The sequence below is a fragment of the Alkanindiges hydrocarboniclasticus genome (assembly GCF_001982605.1).
In the GTDB taxonomy this organism is placed as follows: Bacteria; Pseudomonadota; Gammaproteobacteria; order Pseudomonadales; family Moraxellaceae; genus Alkanindiges; species Alkanindiges hydrocarboniclasticus.
Map to the genome: position 1 here is coordinate 70,542 of NZ_MLCN01000016.1, position 20,062 is coordinate 90,603.

Here is a 20,062-nt window from a genome sequence, read left to right on the forward strand (position 1 = left end):
CAGACTTTCCCTTTGTCTAAACCCGGCAAATTCCCTATACTAATCGCCTTTTCTAACTTCAAAAACATGGATGCCACATGAGTCGCGCCATATCGCACATCGACACTTTTCAGGGCTTGATCTTAGCCCTACAAAACTACTGGGCTGAACAGGGTTGCGTGGTCTTGCAGCCTTACGATATGGAAATGGGCGCAGGCACCTTTCATACCGCGACCTTTTTGCGCGCACTTGGGCCGGAAACCTGGAACGCCGCCTATGTGCAGCCATCGCGCCGTCCCAAGGATGGCCGTTATGGTGAAAACCCCAACCGCTTGCAGCATTATTACCAGTTTCAGGTGGTGCTCAAGCCAAACCCGGCCAATATCCAGCAGTTGTATCTGGACTCCTTAAAAGCCATTGGCATTGATACCCTCACCCACGACATCCGTTTTGTGGAAGACAACTGGGAATCACCAACGCTTGGCGCGTGGGGTCTGGGCTGGGAAGTGTGGCTGAATGGCATGGAAGTCACCCAGTTTACCTACTTCCAGCAAGTGGGCGGCGTGGAATGTTATCCGGTCACGGGTGAAATTACTTACGGCTTAGAACGGCTGGCCATGTATCTGCAAGGCGTAGATTCGGTGTACGATCTGGTGTGGACCAAAGGTCAGTTTGGTACCGTGACCTATGGCGATGTGTTTCACCAAAATGAAGTGGAGCAATCGACCTATAACTTTGAACACGCCAATGTGCCGAAGCTGTTTGAGCTGTTTGATTTTTATGAAGAAGAATCCAACAAGCTGATGGCTGCCGAGCTGCCGCTACCTGCCTATGAAATGGTGGTCAAAGCCTCGCATACCTTTAACCTGCTGGATGCGCGTGGGGCCATTTCGGTGACTGAACGCCAGCGTTATATCCTGCGCGTGCGCGGCCTTGCGCGTGCTATTGCACAAAGCTATGTCAAAGCACGGGCCAAGCTGGGCTTCCCGATGGCCGCACCGCATTTGCGCGATGAAGTACTGGCACAAATGAAAGCAACGGATGACGCCGAAGCGCTACAGCAAAAAGGCGATCAATCTGCGCAACAAAAGCAAGGAGCCAAATAATGTCTAAACATACGGTCTTATTTGAGCTGGGCTGCGAAGAACTGCCACCCAAAAGCCTAAAAACGCTGCGTGATGCGCTAAAAGCCGAAGTTGAAAAAGGTTTAACCAGTGCTGGCTTAAATTTTAGCGGCATTGATGCCTATGCTGCGCCACGCCGTTTGGCCTTAAAAATTACTGATCTTGATGCGGCCCAGCCAGATAGCCAAAAGCGTTTTGATGGCCCGGCGGTACAGGCTGCTTATGACAGCGAGGGCAAACCCACCAAAGCCTTAGAGGGCTTCTTGCGCGGTCAGGGCATTAGTGCCGATCAGGTGTCGCGCTTTAACGCGGGCAAAATGGAAAAAGTCTGTTTTTACAAGGACATTAAAGGCCAAAGCCTTGATGCCCTATTGCCAAATATTTTGCAAACCGCACTGGATAATTTGCCGATTGCCAAGCGCATGCGTTCTGCGGCCAGCCGGACTGAATTTGTGCGTCCGGTACAGTGGGTGGTGTTGCTAAAAGATGATCAAATCATTGACGCCACATTGCAGGACTTTAAAGCAGGCAACCAGACCTTTGGTCACCGCTTCCATGCACCGCAAGCCATTACCTTAAAACATGCCAATGATTATCTGGAATGCCTGCGGGCGGCGTATGTGGTTGCCGATTTTGACGAGCGTCAGGCCACCATTTCTGCACAGGTGAAAACACTGGCGGATGAGGTGAATGCACAACCCATTGTCCCGCCTGCCCTGCTGGATGAAGTGACTGCACTGGTGGAATGGCCGGTTGCCTTGCGCGCTAGTTTTGAGCAGCGCTTTTTGGCCGTGCCGCAAGAAGCCCTGATTTCCACCATGCAGGACAACCAGAAATATTTTTGTCTGGTCGATGCGGCTGGCAAATTGCAGCCTTACTTTATTACCGTGTCCAACATTGATTCCAAAGACCCTAGCCAGATTATTGAAGGCAATGAAAAAGTGGTACGTCCACGTTTGTCGGATGCCGAGTTTTTCTTTTTGCAAGACCAAAAGCAACCACTGGCCAGCCGTCAGCAAAAACTGGCCAACATGGTATTTCAGGCGCAACTGGGCACGCTATGGGACAAATCCGAGCGTATTGCCAAGTTAGCCAGTGAAATTGCCAAGCTGACTGATGGTGATGAAGCAGCTGCCAAGCAAGCAGGCTTATTAGCCAAATGTGATTTGACCTCTGAACTGGTGGGTGAATTTCCGGAGCTGCAAGGCATTGCCGGAACCTATTATGCCCGCCTTGAAGGCCAGTCGGATGAAGTGGCCAATGCCATAGCCGAGCAATACCTGCCACGCTTTGCCGGTGACAAGTTGCCGCAAACCCGCACGGGTGTGGCACTGGCACTGGCGGATCGTCTGGATACGCTAGTGGGTATTTTTGGGATTGGCCAAGCACCAACCGGTAACAAAGATCCGTTTAGCTTACGCCGTGCTGCCATTGGTATTTTGCGTCTGCTGATTGAAAACAAGCTGTCAATTTCCTTAAGTCAATTGATTGAATTGGCGGCACAGGGCTATGGGGATAAGTTAAAAGATATCCACAAGGCACAGGCCGATGCACTGCAATTTGTGGAAGGCCGCTACCGTGCCATGTATGAAGATCAGGGCGTGAGCGTTGACGTCATTCAGGCAGTGCAAGTGCTGAATCCGGCGTCACCATTGGATTTTGATTATCGCATTAAAGCGGTTAGCCACTTTAAAACCCTGCCCGAAGCTCAAGCTTTGGCCGCTGCCAACAAGCGTGTGGCGAATATTCTGGCGAAGGAAGGCAATGTGAGCGGCGATGTGGATGCCAGCTTACTGGCTGAACAGGCTGAAAAAGACCTGTATCAGGCACTGCAAGCCATTTCTCCAGTGGTCACACCATTGTTGCAATCGCATGATTACACCCCTGCCCTGACTGAACTGGCCGCCTTGCGCGCACCGATTGATGCTTTTTTTGATAACGTGATGGTGATGGCTGATGATGCTGCCATTAAGCAAAATCGCTTGCGCTTACTGGCCGAGTTACGTGCGCTATTTATTAGTGTGGCGGATGTGAGTGTGTTGCAGTAAATTATCAATTTAATTTTTTATAAAATAAGCGGGCACGATGTCCGCTTTTTTATTGAAAGCTGTTTGAACAGAATATATAACAAATAGACTTAACCAGACAAATTCACAATCTGGTATACCTTATGAAAATCATCAAATATCAATAATTTTTAGGCGAACACCAATGCATATCCTCATTACGGGCGGTAGCGGATTTCTCGGCACTGCCCTGATCCAGCGTCTGCTGCAAGAGCAGCACAGCATTACCGTCACCAGCCGTCATCCTGAGCAATTTCCCCTATCGCATCCATTGCTTACTGTCACTACGCTTAAAAAGCTGGAAAGCATTGGCTATGCTGATATTGTCATTAATCTGGCTGGTGCGGGTATTGCAGACAAACGCTGGACGGAACAACGCAAAACCGATTTATTGCAAAGTCGGCTGCAAACCACGCAGGCATTAATTAACTGGTTTAAGCAACTGGCCGTTAAGCCGCAGCAGTTTTTATCCGGTTCAGCCATTGGCTGGTATGGCCCGCATGATCACAACATTATTAATGAAAGCAGTACGGCACAAGCTGGCTTTACCCATGAGCTATGCCAGCAATGGGAACACTGCGCGTTACAGGCACAGGATCTGGGCATTTCTACTAGCCTGCTGCGCACTGGCGTGGTGCTGGATCAGTCCGGCGGCATGATTCAACGCCTAAAGCCTATTTACCAGTTGGGTCTTGGTGGCAAAATTGGCTCGGGGCAACAATGGATGAGCTGGATCACGCGTGAGGACTGGATCAATGCCGTACTATTTTTAATACAGCATCCTCTGTCTGGCCCAGTTAATCTGGTGGCACCGACGCCGGTCACTCAAGCCCAGTTTGCCAAGGATTTTGCACAGGCGCTGCACCGACCTGCATGGCTACCCATGCCAACCTTTATGGCAAAACTGGTGTTTGGCGAAATGTCGCATTTGTTTCTGGATAGCCAGCGAATTATACCGGAACGCTTAAATCAGGCCGGCTTTAAATTCCAGCAGCCGGACTTGCCTCAGGCACTAAACCGAATACTGTAATAGTCTATTATCTTATTTAAAAACACATTGTCAGATAGGCATAACTTTACTTTTCTACCCACTGAATCGACTGCACCCGCAATAATTCGCACGCACCATCGCCTACATCAGTGCGTGACAGTGAACTGCGCCATGTCCAGCCATGGTCCGCCACTTCCACCAGATCGCCACGCAGCTTAACCAGATCGCCCTGCTTGACTCGCTTCAGCTCGGCTGCAACGCTGGGATTGGCCGGAATAATATGAATATTGGATACCAGTTGCATGGCTTTTTTGGGCGGTAATGGCAGCTTGCTCATGCTCCATGTAAGGTAACGGTTATCCTGCCGTACACCAATGAGCGGATAATAGTACTTGCTGGCCAGCAGGCCTTCACTCACAGCAAAATCCACGGGCGAAAACTGCGCTTCCCGGTCAGTGTGATAATCCTTGCGCCCCAGAATGCGAAAGTTACCGGCAAACTGATCCAGCACTTTCACCTGCTGGTTTTGTGCAGGCGGCAAGCCCTGAGCTATATTAAACTGTGCCGCAGGCCGATTCGCCAGTGCAGGCAGGCTTAAACCAGTTAGCAGTAAAAAAAGTCCGCCCATTTGAATAAACTGGTTTTGCATGGACGATATTGGCAACAGACTGTGTAGGAAACGCACGTTTGATTTGTCCTTACGCAAGCATTATTGAAATAAACTTCAGGGGAAACTGTGACTATTAAAGCGTAAGAAAATCCATTAAATGCGCAGGAATCTCCGCAAGCTGTAACTGATTGCTGGTTTTTTGCGAAAACTGTTTAGCTGTGAAAGCTGTTTTTAAGTCAGAGTATTTGTGTTTTTCTGGCCTAGAAAACCCATTAGACACTGTAAACTTATGAACAATAAATTAAAGCCAGCGCACTTGGTCAACCCGCATTAGCTCACAAGCGCCAGCACCAGTATCTTCACGCGACAGTGAGCTACGCCAGTGCCAGCCATTATCCAGTTGAATTTCAACCAGCGCGCCTTGCAGGTATACCATGTCATCCGGTTTAACTTTTTCTAGTGCTTTGGCCACTTCAGCGTTGGCCGGAATAATATGCATGTTGGCACTGTGGGTTGCAATGTCGCGCAAAGGAATAGGGGGCGCATGATCAACATGCCAGCGATACCAGCGGTTGCTTTGGCTAATCTCAATCTGGGAATACACTTCAGGCTTGGCCATGTCGCCCCAGCCTACCGCAAAATCCACGGGTGAAAACTGGGCTTCGGTGCCACTACTGTAATCTTCACGGCTTAAAATGCGGAATTCACCGGAATACGCTTCTAGTTCTTTTACCTGTACGCCCTGGGCAGAAACCTGTGTACCCGCGCCTGTTGTCCATTGATCCAGATGTGGTGAAGGCCTTAACCAGTGCACCCATGCCGCATAGCCAATTGCCAGCGCCATTAACAGGTAAAATCCACGTTCCATGATGATGTACCCTATTGGTTTGCCTTATCAATTTGCCTTCAGCAGTTTTGCTGTGCGGGCTGGTTATTTTGCCCTGTTGTCATCACCAGTGTATAGGGCAAAAACAGCAGGATTTTAAATTTCAGGACACGCTAAGTTTCAAATATCATTGTGGTTTTCACGAAATTGTCATATTTTTTCATTACAATGGAATAAACCTAATTATGCGCTGGAAAATCATTGAAAACTATTTTGGTGGCCAATCATAAAGGGGGCTGCGGCAAAACCATTACTGCCATTACCTTGGCGGCGGCTTTGGCAAAACGGGGCAACAAGGTGGCACTGGCCGATGCCGATGTACAAAAGTCATCGCTGCAATGGCTGAAACTCAGGCCGGAACATGCCAGCAAAATTATTGGGCTGGACTGGCGTCACGATGACAGCATTGGTGATACCCCCAAAAAAGTAGACTGGCTGGTGGTAGATGCTCCCGGATCGCTGACTGACCAGCATGCCGCACAATTGGTGGCTACGGCGCATGCCATGATTATTCCAGTACAGCCATCTTTTTTTGATGTAGACAGTACCCGGCGTTTTTTAAAACATGTTGAAGACTTAAAGCGGGTGCGCAAAGGCAAGGTGCAACTGCATTTGCTGGCCAACCGGGTGCGGGCGCAGTCCATTGGCAGCAAGCAGCTTGAGGATTTTTTCAGGCAGGTAGATTTTGCACCGCTGGGCTGGATCAGTGAGCGTAGCGCCTACCCGCAACTGGCGGCACAGGGCCTCAGTATTTTTGACCATCACCAGAAGCAGTATCAGGTCATGCAGGCGCAATGGGATGACCTGCTTAACTATTTAGAGCCACCGCCGCCTGGCCCTGTCACCACATGGTACGCTTAAGCAATTGCTGATTTTTAGCTATCTGCTGGTTAACTAAAAAGCAGTGGCCGGGTTATAGCAGATACAAATTCATGCCCTGCGCTGGCAGGATTGCCAGATATTTTTCATTTTGACGCTTGTTTAGGCATTTAGTTCGATTAACATAGCCGCATAACCCTCAGCATAATGAGACTGGTGTGCAAGACGTTTCAGCCATCCAACGCCTGCTTTTACTTGGCCTGTTCATTGGGCTAATGCTGCTTAGCTTTCAGGTTTTAAAGTTTTTTGTGGTGCCTGTGGTTTGGGCGGCCATTCTGGCTTATATCACCTGGCCCATTTATCAGGCCATTTTGCGCGGCTTTGGCTACCGGCATAATTTAAGCGCACTGACCATGACCACCATCTTAAGTGTGGTCATTGGTGTGCCATTTATTATGGCGATTTTCCTGTTGCAGCACGAAGGCCGTGACCTGTACCTGAACTTGCAACGCCAAATTTTTGCCGGCGGTATTGACCTACCGGATTTTATGCGCCGCATTCCCATTATTGGGCCGGAAATCACCCGGCTGGTGGGACAAATCAATGCCCATCCGCATGATCTGGCCAGCACTATCCGGAGCTGGATGCAGGGCCATATTGGCTATGGCAAGATTGTACTGGGTGAGATCAGCCGCAATGTCTTTAAACTCACGCTGGCAATTCTGACGCTGTTTTTCTTTTACCGTGATGGCACCTTTATTCTGGATCAGGTGCGCTCGGCACTAAACAAGGTCATTGGCTACCGGGTACATGGCTATTTGCATGCCATTGGTGAAACTACCCGGGCTGTGGTGTATGGGGTAGGACTGACGGCGCTGGCACAGTCGCTGCTGGCTGGCATTGGCTACTGGGTAGCTGGTGTGCCAAATCCTGTTGTGCTGACATTTGCCACCTTTTTACTGGCACTAATTCCATTTGGGACACCCATTGCCTGGGGTGGCGTCAGTATCTGGCTATTGTCACAAGGCCAAAACTGGGAAGCTGCCGGGCTTGCTGTCTGGGGCCTGTGTGTGGTGAGCTGGATTGACAACATTATCCGGCCATTAGTGATTTCCGGTGCTACCAAGATTCCGTTTTTGCTGATCATGTTTGGTGTGCTGGGCGGCCTTGCCAGCTTTGGTATGGTGGGTGTGTTTATTGGCCCGGTTATTCTGGCGGTATTGCTGGCCGTATGGCGTGAATGGCTGCACCAAAAGCTGATTGAACCGGAACAGGAAGAATTATTTGAAGAAAAACCGCCGCTGTTATAATTGTTGGCGGTTTTTTGCGTGACCTACTGGGTTAGTCTGTTACAAACTCGCTCAGTACATCATTTAAATAATTAAACCCGCGCGCGGTGCATTGCAGGCGGTTTTCATCTGCAACCAGCAGGCCCTGCTGCCTTAAGCGGGTTAATACCGGTTGCAGGCTATCTAGTGAGAAGCCGGTGCGTACCGGATAAAAACTGCTGGGCACGCCATCTTTAAGTCGCAGGGCATTCATCATAAATTCAAACGGCATATCTTGCGCGGCAATGGCCTGCCAGTTCAGCATGCTGGCTGGTTGCTGGGCCAGATAATCCTTGGGCTGGCGGGTTTTTTGAAAACGGTAAATGCCCGCCGGCTGGCTGATCTTGCCATGTGCGCCAGCCCCAATAGCCAGATAATCGCCAAACTGCCAGTAATTCAGGTTATGCCGACAGGGTTGCTCTTTGGCCCATGCGGATACTTCATATTGTACAAAACCATGGCTTTGCAGCACTGCTTCCCCGGCCTGCTGGATATCGGCCAGAATATCATCTTCGGGTAACACAGGCTGGGTTCTAAAAAACACGGTGTTGGGTTCAATGGTCAACTGATACCACGACAGATGGGTTGCACCCTGCGCTATGGCAGTGTGCAGGTCATACAAGGCCTGTGCTTCGGTTTGGGCAGGCAGGCCATGCATTAAATCAACGTTTAAGCGATTAAACCCTGCCTCACGCGCGCGGGTAATGGCCTGCATGGCATCATCCTGACCATGAATGCGGCCAAGGCGCTGCAACTGCGCACTGTCAAAGGTTTGCACGCCTAGCGACAAGCGGTTGATCCCGGCTTCCAGATAATCAGCAAACGGCTGATGTTCCAGTGTACCGGGATTGGCTTCCAGCGTAATTTCACAATTGGCATCAAAATTAAATAAAGTTTTTAACTGGCCAAACAGCCACTGGTAGCCCTTGGCCGAGATCAGTGACGGCGTACCCCCGCCAATAAAAACACTGGAAATGCATCTGCCTTGTGCCAATGGTTGCTGTTGTGCTGCATCTTGTATTAAGGCCTGTAAATACGCTTGCTCAAGCGCGGCAGGCAAGGCACTATCGGGCAAATCATGAACTGATGTAGTGCCTTGAACTGCCTGTACTTTTGGCAGGGTATGCGAATTAAAATCGCAGTATGGGCATTTTTTTATACACCACGGCATATGAATGTACAAGGCAAGCGGAATAGCTGCTGGCTCAAGCAGAATCTGGCTGTGCAAAATGGGCGTGGTTGTCAATTTAGGGAGTCTCAACGTGGCCTACTGGCTAATGAAATCTGAACCACAGGGCTTTGGCATTGATCATTTGCAACAGCGGGGTATCGCATTATGGGATGGCGTGCGTAACTATCAGGCCCGTAACTTTTTGCGGCAAATGCAGGCCGGTGATCAGGCGCTGTTTTACCACTCCAATTGTAAAGTACCGGGCATCGTTGGTCTAATGACAATTGTCAAAGGCGGCTATCCTGACCCCACCCAGTTTAACCCGGAACATCGTTATTACGACCCCAAATCCACCCTTGATCAACCGCGCTGGACGGGTGTAGATGTGGAATTTGTCGAAAAATGGTCAGAGATTTTACCGCTGTCTGCCTTGCGCGACATACCAGAACTTGAAGACTTGCCCCTGTTGCAAAAAGGCAGCCGCCTGTCATTAATGCCGGTAACCATGGCCCAGTGGCACGCTATTTTAGCGCATAAGCCCAATGCCTAAAATCAAATAGGATAGCTTCATCGCTGCCACTTAATCGCAATAAGCAAATTACATTCATTTGCCAGTAATCAATCAGGTAAAAGCCACCATGAAAGGATTGGAACTCAGTACATTATTAATGCTTGGTCTGGCGGGTGGTATTGCGCTGGCCAGTCAGGCTGGCGTCAATGCCCAGCTACGCCAGTATGTAAACTCACCTTATCAGGCGGCGTTTTTTTCCTTTCTGGTGGGTACGGTTATTCTGGGTGCAGTGGTTATGCTGCAAACTGATTCGCGCCCGCAATTGCAACAGCTAATGGGTATGCCGCTCTGGCTGTGGATTGGCGGCCTGCTGGGTGCCTTTGGCGTGAGTGTGTCCATTATTCTGGCCCCCAGGCTGGGTGCGGTAAACCTGACCATTATTATTGTGTGCGGACAATTGCTGGCATCACTGGTACTGGATCATTTTGGCTGGCTGGGATTTGAAAAACACACCATTAACTGGCAACGCATTGCCGGGGCACTGATGGTTATGGCGGGGCTGGTGTTAACAGTCAAGTACTAGTATTAATTTTTGCTCACACGGTTTAGCCAACCTTATACAAAGCTTGGGTCTACGCTTACCTTTCGCTGATTTGTTCTACCCTAGACTACATTCAGTGTATTCCTGTAGCGATAAGAGAACCTGAATGATGCAAAAAACAAGACTCAGCTTAAGTTTAGCCACTGGCCTGCTGGCCGCTGCTGCCCTGACGGGTTGTGGAGGTAGTGGTGGTGGCAGTGATGACAGTTATACTCCGCCTGCGCTGCAAAATGGCCCCGGTGGTACATTGTTGGGCTTCTATGCCGAAAGTCAGGATGCCAATGACCCTACTGCAGAAGTTGGCGGTATTTATGTGGATGCCCCGGATGATGAAGGCCGGATCAAGGGCCGTGCTTCTTTCCGCTATTTTGATTGTCAGGCCAGTAACAGCAACAATCTAACCATTGATGGCACCAAGCTGACCAGCTATTTGTCCGGTACTATTGAAGGTGCACTGGATTCAGTTTCATCAAGCAATCAAGCCAATGAGGAAATCCTGCTGGCGTTTGACAAGCTGTCCTATTCCCGTGCTGAGGACAAATATACTGGTGGCTATGTACTGGATCAGGATAACAATGAGGCACGCACAATCAGTGACTGCAATGGCAGTGATCAGAACTTTGTAGTGGCGCGTAAAGGCAACATTACCCTGTATCCAGCCGATACAGTATTCCCCAGTAACTTCCAGGTGAATGTAAATGCTACTGGCAATCTGATTAGCTGGAGTGGCGTACCAAACGGCGTTCGCAAGGCACTGGTTAATGTGATTGATCCGGGTGCAATAAGTAATAGCAGCGCCAATGGGATTGTTTACCAGACCTTGAGCAACTCAGTATTGCCAACCGCGCTAGTGCCCAATGATGCTGTGACTGATGACACCAGCTACATGGTGATGGTGCAATTATTTGATGAAAATAATAAACCACTGGCCTTTAAACAAGTAACTGCCAAATTTTAAGCAGTAGTTTTTGAAGCATGGTTTAATCCTACCTGCTGTGGCTTGCCCTAACTGGGTAACACAGCAGGTTTTTTATATCTGTAATTTGCCATGTTTTCACAGATAACCTGCATCTGTATTGATTGGTTTTGCGTGATTGCAGTCCACTCCACTGGCTTAAATCCGGCTACAATAGCGCCTTATTAAAAGATGTAGAACAACCATGTCAGGGTCAACCACCAAGCCCAACCTGCAATTGCCCACGCCAACCAACCGGCGTCACGAAATCCGCACACTGTTTCATCTCATGTGGCCGATTTTAATTACACAGGTAGCACAAGCCGGTTTTGGCCTGATTGATACCATTATGGCAGGGCGCATGTCACCCACCGATCTGGCTGTAGTGGCTGTTGGAGTTGGGCTGTGGCTGCCTGTCGTGCTGTTTATGGCGGGTGTGATGATTGCCACCACGCCACTGGTGGCAGAGGCCAAAGGTGCCGGGCAAAGCAGCCAGATTCCATGGATTACCCAGCAGACGCTGTATCTGGCGTTATTGATGGGGCTAGCTGGTTTTGCGGTGTTGCAACTGGCTCCGCTAAGCTTTGACCTGCTGGATGTGCCTGCGCACCTGCAGCCCAAAGCCAGCTTCTTTTTGCATAGTATTGCTTTTGGCATGCCAGCGGTGACGCTCTATGCCACCTTGCGCGGTTATACCGAAGCACTGGGTCATCCACGACCCGTCACGGTCATTAGTATTCTGGGCCTGCTGGGTATTATTCCGCTTAACTATGTGTTTATGCATGGGCTATTTGGCTTACCCAAACTGGGCGGTGCGGGTTGTGGCATTGCCACAGCCAGTATTCAATGGATTATGCTGATTGTGCTGGCCATTTATTTAAGCCTGTCCAAAACCTATCAGCAGATCAAGATTTTTCAGCAGTTCAGCAGGTTTAATAGCGCCATGACTGGAAAAATTTTTGCACTGGGTGCGCCGATTGGCATGGCGATATTCTTTGAGGTGAGCCTGTTTAGTATTGCTGCCATTATTTTAAGTCCGCTGGGCGAAATTGTGGTATCAGCACACCAGATTGCCCTATCGGTGACATCGGTATTTTTTATGGCTCCGCTCTCGCTGGGCATGGCCCTCACCATTCGGGTAGGCCAACTGTACGGTGAACAAAACTGGTCGGCCATGCAATATGTGCAGCGGCTGGGCTTTATTTTTGCCACCAGTATGGCGCTGGCTGCCATGCTGCTCATGTTGCTGTTCCGCGAGCAAATTACCGGTTTTTATACCACGGATACCACAGTGCAGGCAGCGGCTACCAGTCTGCTGTTGTTTGCGCTTATTTACCAGTTGTCCGATGCATGGCAAGTGGCCGCTGCCGGCTGTTTGCGCGGTATGCAGGATACCCAAGGCCCCATGTGGATTACCCTGCTGTCCTACTGGGGCATTGCCCTGCCACTTGGCATTGTGCTGTCACGCATGCTGCCTTACGGTGCAGCAGGTTTCTGGACGGGTCTGGTGATTGGCCTGACCATTGCAGCCGTATTGCTGAGCTTTCGCCTGCGCCATCGGCAAAAGCAGTTATTCCAGCATTTGGCAGCCAATGTGGCAAGTTCCACACTCCCTGTTAAAAACCCATAAACACATTTAGCCACATCTGCTCACATAGCCCAACAAAAACACTATTTTTTTGGGCTTGGCAGGGCGGTATGTGCATGCCACACTGCCCTATCACTCCTGTTTTTGTAAGGTTAAAGTTGTGGCTGAAAAAACCAGTACACCCGGCCGCCGTTTCATCAAGCTGGCTGGCATGACCGCCAGCATTGCCGGCAAGGCAGTCAGCAATTCCATCAAATCCTTTAATGCCAACGACGAAGAAAAACTGGCGGCTAAATCAAAGCTGTATGAGGACATCGGCCTTAAAATTGCCGACACACTGGGCGAAATGAAAGGCGCAGTAATGAAAGTGGGGCAAATTGCCTCACAGTACAAGGATATTTTTCCGCCTGAAGTGGCCAAGGCGATTGCCAAGCTGCAACGTCAGGCACCACCAGTACCCTTTAGCACCATTCAATACCAGATTGAGCGCGAAATGGGTAAGCCGCTGGCGCAGATTTTTGCCTCTATTGACAGTGAGCCGTTTGCGGCAGCTTCCATTGGACAGGTGCATCGCGCGATATTGCCCACGGGCGAGCGCGTGGTGGTGAAAGTGCAATATCCGGGTGTGGATGAAGCCTGCGAAAGTGACTTAAAACAGGTAAGACTGGCCTTGCGGCTGGCGGGCGTATTCAAGATTGATAAAAAGCTACAGGATAAGTTGTTTAATGAAATTCAGGACAGCCTCACTGCCGAGCTGAACTACAATATTGAAGCGCACAACCTGCAAGTATTTTCTACCTTTCACCAGCCGCTGGACAGCAAGGTCATTATTCCCAAAGTTTATCCAGCCTACTCAACACGCCGGGTGCTGACTTTGAGTGAGGAGCTGGGCGATTCCATTGAAACTGCTGGCACGTGGTCGCAGGAATTGCGCAATGAACTGGGCGAGCGCCTGTTTCGCCTGATCAGTCAGGAAGTATTTTTCCTGCACAGCTTTCATAGCGACCCCCATCCGGGCAATTTTGCCTTTCGGCCCGATGGTTCGGTAGTGGTGTATGACTATGGCAGTACCAAAACGCTATCGCCTGAGCTTGTTAATATCAACAAGCAACTGGTTCGGGCAGCCTTTAGCAATGATATCCCGGCACTGGAACAGGCGCTGCGTGAATTGCATGTGCGCAACCACAACGGCCAGATTCCGGCAGAGTTTTATCAGCAGTGGATTGATATTTTAATTAGCCCGTTAAATGGTGAATATGATTTTGCCAAAAATACGGCACACCATGATGCCGTGGACTTGCTGAAAAAATCACTGAAATACTGGGACAGTTTCCAGCCATCTCCAGAAACCATGATGTTAAACCGTACCATTTCCGGTCACTACTGGAACATGATTAACCTGAAAGTCAAAGACAACTTCAAGCCCTTACTGGAAGAAGTGGTGCCCCTGCATAGTCCGGCATCATCGACCTGACCATTTCCCGGTTTTTATTTGAGGATAGACCTGATATGACTCACAGTAACCCCCTATTACCTGACAACCAGACACCTGAAAATCAGACACCTGACAACCAGTCGCTGGATCAATTGCAGCACACCGTGGATGAGGACATCCGTAAGATGCGTGATGCGCAGCAGTTTCGCACGCTGGAAGAAAAAGTGCAGGATTTAAAGGATCAGGGCATTGATCCAGCCAAAACTTTTGATACCCGTGGCGATGATGACGATTGAGGTGTTTTGTTAATCAATGATCACAGCAGCCTGCCTTAACTTCTGGCAGACTGCTGTGACCAAATCAATACTTACCACGCGCCTGTTCTGGCCCTGACAGCTGTCAGGCTATCTTCACGCAGCAATTGGCCATTGCGATACACAGGCTGGAGCAGGTTTTCCCGGCCGTCTAAGTCTGCAAGACGAATGGTTTCAATTCCCTGACTGGTTTTTATCAGTGCAAGTCGTCCGCGCTTGCTACGCTTGGCTTTACTGGTAATCGGGTCTTTATATACATCACGCCATTCACCGGCGACCTGTGCAGCACTGGCTTTCATGGCCCAACCCAGCGTATCACGGTCAACCTGCTGCAATAGGCCGCCGCCCATGCCAAATGCCACATTATCGGCACTAAACCCGGCAGCCATAATGGCATCCAGAATCTTCTGCAAACTCACCGGATTAATGCCATCGCCCTGAATCAGCCGCACATAGTCTGGTAGCACTTTATAGCCTTTGCTATTGATGTGATAACCAAACCGGTTGGCCAGCCGAATCAGGGCTTCGCGCACTACCTTCACCGGATCGCCGCTGTCAGGACGAATCACCAGCACGCCGCCTGTGTCAGCAACCTGTTGCTTAAGTACATCGCCCCACAGCTGGTCAATGGCATTCCACAGGTCATAACTGTCGCTCACCACTGCCACAATTTTACCCTTACCACCAAACTGGTTTAGCATATTGCGGTAGGCGTCAACCTCGCCATCCCGGCCCCATGAGGTAATAGTGCTGTGTTCAGCCGCCGGAATGGAAAACGCCGGCATTAGTTCAGTGGTTTGCATGCCATACCAGCGTGACGCGGCAACCAGCGCACTTAAGGTATCCGTACCACTAAAATTCACCAGGTGTGCCAGTCCGCCAAGCGATGCAGTTTCCAGGCTGGATGCACCCCGCGAGCCAAAATCATGCAGCTTGAAAGGCAGGCCTGCCAATGACTCTGCACTCTTTTCCATGGCCACCCGAATAATTTTTTTGCAGGCATAACTTAAACTGGCCACTGTTGAAGGATACCAGACTGCCCGTAGCAAGGCCGTTTCCAGATAGCTCACCAGCCAGTAGCATTGCGGGTCGGTATTGACAATTTGCACCACAGCATTTTTATTGGGAACCACCGTTCCTTCCGGTACCGCTTCAATGGCAACCGGCAAATAACCCTGATACTGATCCAGAATATACTGCCAACCTGCCTTATAAAACGGCACACCATGCGCCGCCAGCATGATGTCTGCTTCATCAATATCCTGCTGGGTAATCGGTGTGGTTAAATATTCCTTTAAAAAAGCCTGTAAACCAAAAAATACGGTTTGCTCAAAAATGCCCCCACGCGGCTCGATATAACTGGATAGATATTCAGTTTTGGGTGGATACTGCAACCAGTGCGACGTTTTATAACTATCGGTATTTAATAATAAATTTTCAAAATTGTTGCTTAGGTTTGCCATGACAGAACTCCTCTGTATGGTGGCGTGGTTTCAGCCTGAAACTGTCTTCCAGTTTTTGGCATTCATCGTTATGTTACATCTGGGGTTAACACTAATCTTTAATGCTGATTTTTAATATTAATTTTAAAAATCAGGCTTTAAAAATCAGACTTTAAAAATCATGCTACGAATGCTGTGGTTGTAACCGTAGGTTTTAAAATCTATAACCCGGTTAAATCGGTAATAATGGCAAAATGGTCTTCAAACATCTGTTCAGGCTGAACATCTGCCAGCGCTACCCAAAAAGCCCGTCTGGCATCATCGCCGCCTTTGACTTTGGGCAAACCCGCCGGATCATTTTTTAAGGCAAAATAAAATGCCTGTGTAATGGTACGCCCGCGCACCGAACGATAAGGGTCATCATAAGTTTTCTGGGCTTTGAGTGACCCCCGAATTACCGGATCTGGCACCTTAAGCCGGGTTTCCTCACGCAGTTCGCGTACACAGGCATCAAACAGGGTTTCGCGCTCACCAATAAAGCCTCCGGGCAGTGCATACAAGCCCTGTCCCGGCATCGCCTGCCGCTCTACCAGCAAAATATGCCCCGATTGAATGACCACTGCATCCACCGTAACAAAAGTTGGCGGATAGGGCGATAACTCCCACTGGCGTTTGTAGCGATCAATAAACCAGGCTTCTTCCTGTAACTTCTGATAGCTGTCGGTCTGGCTTAACTGATTGAGAACTGCCAAAGTGCTGGCAGGAACAAAATCAGTCAGTGGGGTTGCACCCAGCAAATAGCCATCACGGATGGGCGTGGCGGATAAGTTGTTAAAGTTGGGTACATTGACCGCAGGCCAGTGTGGAAAAAGCGACAGATAGTACGATGAGCTATCTTTATTGTGGCCAATCAAGCCAATTTTCTGGCCACTGGCTGCCCCTGTTACCGACAATACGCCCTGCTGCACCTGATGCACCCAGCGCGTGTCATTGTAAAGAATGTCATCCAGTGCCACACAGTGAATGCGCTGCGCCTGATCTGGGGCAAAAGCGCCAAGGATCATTTGCGTGCGTTCTTGTAGCGTAAAGGGATTGCGGGTGCTGCGCGGCACCCGGGCAGAACCAATCAGAACAATAACTTGTTTACTTTGTGCCAACGCCTGTTCAATTACAAAGCGATGACCCAAATGAAAAGGCTGAAACCGGCCTATAAATACCAGATAATCAAACACGCTCAAGCTCCTTGGCGTTTATGAATGTCTTACTGTCTATCAGTAAGTTTTCAAAAAATATCCTGTTCAAAAAACTTTGTCAATTTTAAAAAAGATATTTTTTAATGACTCTTTGGCCTACTGTCTGCCTGATCCATCCAGAAATTCTGGCCCAAAGTAAAGGGATACGGCTGCACTGCTTTAAGGCCAGATCTAATATTAAAATCAATAAACAATAAGCTGCCGTTGTATCAGACTGCGTGATATCAGACTAAAAAATCTCTAAGCTATGCGTGTAATAACGCCTTAATAACACTATAGGCCAGCCACATGGCACATACGCCCACAATGACACTTAAGCTGGCATAGCTGGCTGCAATCAGCAGTTCACCACGGCGAATCAGGCTCAGGGTTTCAATGCCAAAGGCTGAAAATGTGGTAAAGCCACCCAGTAAGCCTGTCACGATAAACAGGCGGGCTTCCTGATTAAGTGCTGGAAACTGCTCGGATATCACCAAAAAAATACCGGCAAACAGGCAACCCAGGATATTAACGCTAAACGTACCCCACGGAAAATGAACCGGATTAACCTGCCGTATAACCAGCGCCGACAAACCATAGCGGGCCATTGAACCCAGCGCGCCACCAATAGCTACTAGCAATACAGGATGAAGCATTATTTTTTCCTAAATTCCTGTCACCTGCAAAAAAAACAACACGCTACAAGGCAAATACTGCAAGGTAGACCCAACACAACAGTCAACCCGGCAAGCCATGAGCACAAGGCCTGTATCCGGCTTGCCTTATCGCTTACAGGAATTTTTGCACACTGGCCAGTAATGCATTCGGCACCAGTTTTTGCATCTGGTACAGCACTGCCCATGGCAATCTGGGCACAATGGCATTTTTCTTTTTGGCCAGAATCGCCGTTAAGATTTCCTCGGCCACATCCTTGGCCTTGGCAATAATGGGTAAGCCATGTGAATTAAAACCCTGCAATAAATCGGTGCTGACAAAGCCCGGATAAATCACGCTTAACGCAATATTTTCACGCAATAATGGCGCACGCACTGCATTAAAATAACTGCTTACCGCAGCCTTGCTGGCAGAATACGCAGCACCGCTGGGCAGTGGCATAAATGCTGAATAGGATGAAATGACTGCCAGATGTCCACCACGGCCCTGCATCCGGAACAGGCTGATGGCACTTTCACTGGTGGCTATGGCACCCAGCACATTGGTTTCAAATACCTGGGCATCACGCTCAATCCGGCCATCGCCTACCTTGCGGCTTTTTAAAATCCCGGCATTGGCCACCACAATATCAATGCGGCCCATAAGCTCACTAAAGCCCATAAAAATCGGCATGATCTTTTCATTTTCACAAATATTCAGGGAAGCCACTTCCACCTGCACCTGATAGCGCTCGCGGATGCGTTCTGCCAGATTTTCCAGCCGGTCCAGCCGACGGGCAACCAGCGCCAGATTCATGCCACGCTTGGCACAGGCCCAAGCCAGTGCCTCACCAATGCCACTGGATGCACCAGTAATTAATATATTTTTTTGCTCAGCTCGCGGTAGCAAGGAAGGCATTTTTTTACATCTCCATTGTTTTTTCAGTTTTTGTTTGAAAGTGAATCATATAGGCAGCCCTAAATAGTCTACAGCATGATTATTGTAAGCAATTGCAGACAGCAGGCTGAATCAATTATCACCTATTTTTTGCCTGCTTTGCTGCTTAATTGTTGTCTGGTTACTTCACTTAACTATTGCTGTTCAGAAAGTGATTAAAGCATTGCCATGGTTTGCAAATCCGATACACACTTTGGCAGGGTTTTGCGGTTTGATAATAAAGAATTTTTGAAAACATAAGCAAATTAAAAGGTTGGCTTTTAGGAGAATACTGATGTACGCGCCCAATTCGGCTTTATTAAATGCTTTGGCACACCACAAAATCAATTTTAAGCAAGTGCTGAAATTTATTGAATCGCGGTATGACTTTGAACCCACCGCGTTTCAAAATGGTGCCCAGAAAAATGCAGCCGGTGAAAATCAGGGCAGTTGCAAGGTGTTTTGCTTTGCGCACCTGAACAACTTTAATCAGTTAGACACACTGGCCCTGTTTGCCGAGCACTATCAGGCGGTCAAGGACAACCCGGACGGGACGGATCACCAAAACATTCGCCAGTTTATGCATCATGGCTGGGCTGGTGTTCACTTTGAAGGCCATGCCCTAACGCCTAAAGCCAATATTGATGCAATCAATGCACAGGCTGCCCAGCTGTATGAAAATGGCGGTAGCGAATTTGAAGAAATTGCAGTGGCGGATACTGCCAGCCAAGAACCGGTAGAAGCCCAGCCGGGTGCTGCGCCGCTGGTGAATCAACCCAGCGACAAGTTATCCGAGAACACCGAAAACTTTGCTGAACCCAGCGCACCCAAAGATGCAGATGGCAGTGTAGATCACCAAAGTGGCACAACAAGTCCTGCACATACAGAACACGTTGAAACAACACTGGATGATGGCCGACTGGAAGCAAAAGCTGAACAGGCCATTCTGGAAGCTGAGGCGGTCAAACACCATATTATTCCCCCAGCACCCGGCTCATCTGGCAGCATGGCTACTGAAACCACCTATTATACCGATAACGACAGCGTTGCAGATGGCACGGCTAGCACCGAGAGTCCTGTGGCTTCTACTACAGCAATGGATTTGGACGCGGACACTTCCCAGTTGCCAACCAGTACTGCTGAAAACACAATCGAAGATGAAGCCCGTCGCACCGAGTCAAGCACAATAAGCACTGACGTAACCAGCACCACTGTAAACAACAGTACCAATGGTAGTGCAAATACTAGCGCATCCGAATTAACAGCAGCCAATGCCGAGCATGTTGCCGATAATCCGGCTGCGTTTATTGATGAAAAAAATACCACCAGTGCCAGCAGTGAACCAGCAACGTCACAAGCAGGAACTGTAACCACTGCTGCGGATACTGCGGATACTGCGGATACTGCGGATACTGCGGAT

Annotated in this window: 18 protein-coding genes and 1 pseudogene; 12 read left to right on the top strand and 7 right to left on the bottom strand. The window is 49.3% G+C overall.

From position 1 onward, the window contains the following. Positions 1–77: 77 nt before the first annotated feature. From glyQ to BKE30_RS06985, 3 genes are all read left to right on the top strand, one after another. A complete protein-coding gene (gene glyQ, locus BKE30_RS06975; protein ID WP_076877883.1) occupies positions 78–1,085 on the top strand; it encodes a glycine--tRNA ligase subunit alpha in 1,008 nt (335 codons plus the stop codon). Then, complete coding sequence (gene glyS, locus BKE30_RS06980; protein WP_076877884.1) at positions 1,085–3,151, top strand: glycine--tRNA ligase subunit beta; 2,067 nt, start codon at positions 1,085–1,087, stop codon at positions 3,149–3,151. The genes glyQ and glyS overlap by 1 nt, the downstream gene beginning before the upstream one ends. 163 nt (positions 3,152–3,314) lie before the next feature. After that, positions 3,315–4,199 carry a TIGR01777 family oxidoreductase gene (locus BKE30_RS06985; protein ID WP_076877885.1) on the top strand — a complete coding sequence of 295 codons (885 nt, stop codon included), beginning with the start codon at positions 3,315–3,317 and terminating at the stop codon, positions 4,197–4,199. 46 nt (positions 4,200–4,245) lie between these two features. Here BKE30_RS06985 and BKE30_RS06990 read toward each other — a convergent pair whose 3' ends face one another. Both BKE30_RS06990 and BKE30_RS06995 read right to left on the bottom strand, forming a co-directional pair. Then, positions 4,246–4,809, bottom strand: coding sequence for a hypothetical protein (locus BKE30_RS06990; RefSeq protein WP_076877886.1), 564 nt, complete (start codon positions 4,807–4,809; stop codon positions 4,246–4,248). A gap of 262 nt (positions 4,810–5,071) precedes the next feature. Further along, positions 5,072–5,638, bottom strand: a complete 567-nt coding sequence (locus BKE30_RS06995; protein ID WP_076877887.1) for a hypothetical protein — start codon at positions 5,636–5,638, stop codon at positions 5,072–5,074. 219 nt (positions 5,639–5,857) lie between these two features. Here BKE30_RS06995 and BKE30_RS07000 point away from each other — a divergent pair, with 219 nt between their 5' ends. Together BKE30_RS07000 and BKE30_RS07005 are read left to right on the top strand one after the other, a co-directional pair. Further along, on the top strand, positions 5,858–6,517 hold the full coding sequence (locus tag BKE30_RS07000; protein WP_076877888.1) for a ParA family protein: 660 nt from the start codon (positions 5,858–5,860) through the stop codon (positions 6,515–6,517). Positions 6,518–6,693: 176 nt separating this feature from the next. Beyond that, complete coding sequence (locus BKE30_RS07005) at positions 6,694–7,785, top strand: AI-2E family transporter (protein ID WP_076877889.1); 1,092 nt, start codon at positions 6,694–6,696, stop codon at positions 7,783–7,785. Positions 7,786–7,816: 31 nt separating this feature from the next. Here the strand turns inward: BKE30_RS07005 and hemW are convergent, their stop codons facing one another. Continuing rightward, positions 7,817–9,019, bottom strand: coding sequence for a radical SAM family heme chaperone HemW (gene hemW / locus BKE30_RS07010; protein ID WP_264754292.1), 1,203 nt, complete (start codon positions 9,017–9,019; stop codon positions 7,817–7,819). Between the two features lie 46 nt (positions 9,020–9,065). Here hemW and BKE30_RS07015 point away from each other — a divergent pair, with 46 nt between their 5' ends. The 6 genes from BKE30_RS07015 to BKE30_RS07040 all read left to right on the top strand — a co-directional run bounded on the left by BKE30_RS07015 (position 9,066) and on the right by BKE30_RS07040 (position 14,360). Beyond that, entirely contained in the window at positions 9,066–9,524 is a 459-nt protein-coding gene (locus BKE30_RS07015; protein ID WP_076877905.1) for an EVE domain-containing protein, read from the top strand. Positions 9,525–9,612: 88 nt separating this feature from the next. Continuing rightward, positions 9,613–10,068, top strand: a complete 456-nt coding sequence (locus BKE30_RS07020; RefSeq protein WP_076877906.1) for a DMT family transporter — start codon at positions 9,613–9,615, stop codon at positions 10,066–10,068. A gap of 124 nt (positions 10,069–10,192) precedes the next feature. Further along, on the top strand, positions 10,193–11,044 hold the full coding sequence (locus BKE30_RS07025; RefSeq protein WP_076877890.1) for a hypothetical protein: 852 nt from the start codon (positions 10,193–10,195) through the stop codon (positions 11,042–11,044). 202 nt (positions 11,045–11,246) lie between these two features. Beyond that, a complete protein-coding gene (locus BKE30_RS07030; protein WP_076877891.1) occupies positions 11,247–12,671 on the top strand; it encodes an MATE family efflux transporter in 1,425 nt (474 codons plus the stop codon). A 118-nt stretch (positions 12,672–12,789) separates the two neighbouring features. After that, positions 12,790–14,103, top strand: coding sequence for an ABC1 kinase family protein (locus BKE30_RS07035; RefSeq protein WP_076877907.1), 1,314 nt, complete (start codon positions 12,790–12,792; stop codon positions 14,101–14,103). 35 nt (positions 14,104–14,138) lie between these two features. Next, on the top strand, positions 14,139–14,360 hold the full coding sequence (locus BKE30_RS07040; RefSeq protein ID WP_076877892.1) for a hypothetical protein: 222 nt from the start codon (positions 14,139–14,141) through the stop codon (positions 14,358–14,360). Positions 14,361–14,431: 71 nt separating this feature from the next. On the opposite strand, the gene BKE30_RS07045 is transcribed toward BKE30_RS07040, so the two are convergent. From BKE30_RS07045 to BKE30_RS07060, 4 genes are all read right to left on the bottom strand, one after another. Further along, positions 14,432–15,841 carry a nicotinate phosphoribosyltransferase gene (locus tag BKE30_RS07045; protein ID WP_076877893.1) on the bottom strand — a complete coding sequence of 470 codons (1,410 nt, stop codon included), beginning with the start codon at positions 15,839–15,841 and terminating at the stop codon, positions 14,432–14,434. A gap of 200 nt (positions 15,842–16,041) precedes the next feature. Next, positions 16,042–17,052: a bifunctional nicotinamide-nucleotide adenylyltransferase/Nudix hydroxylase gene (locus BKE30_RS07050; protein WP_227518366.1), complete on the bottom strand. Its 1,011-nt coding sequence runs from the start codon at positions 17,050–17,052 to the stop codon at positions 16,042–16,044. A gap of 266 nt (positions 17,053–17,318) precedes the next feature. Further along, positions 17,319–17,708: a fluoride efflux transporter CrcB gene (gene crcB, locus BKE30_RS07055; RefSeq protein WP_076877895.1), complete on the bottom strand. Its 390-nt coding sequence runs from the start codon at positions 17,706–17,708 to the stop codon at positions 17,319–17,321. A 133-nt stretch (positions 17,709–17,841) separates the two neighbouring features. Beyond that, positions 17,842–18,624, bottom strand: coding sequence for an SDR family NAD(P)-dependent oxidoreductase (locus BKE30_RS07060; RefSeq protein WP_076877896.1), 783 nt, complete (start codon positions 18,622–18,624; stop codon positions 17,842–17,844). Positions 18,625–18,937: 313 nt separating this feature from the next. On the opposite strand from BKE30_RS07060, the pseudogene BKE30_RS16345 reads away from it, so the two are divergent. Beyond that, positions 18,938–19,276, top strand: a pseudogene (locus tag BKE30_RS16345) (HopJ type III effector protein); the annotation flags it as partial. Positions 19,277–20,062 lie beyond the last annotated feature (786 nt).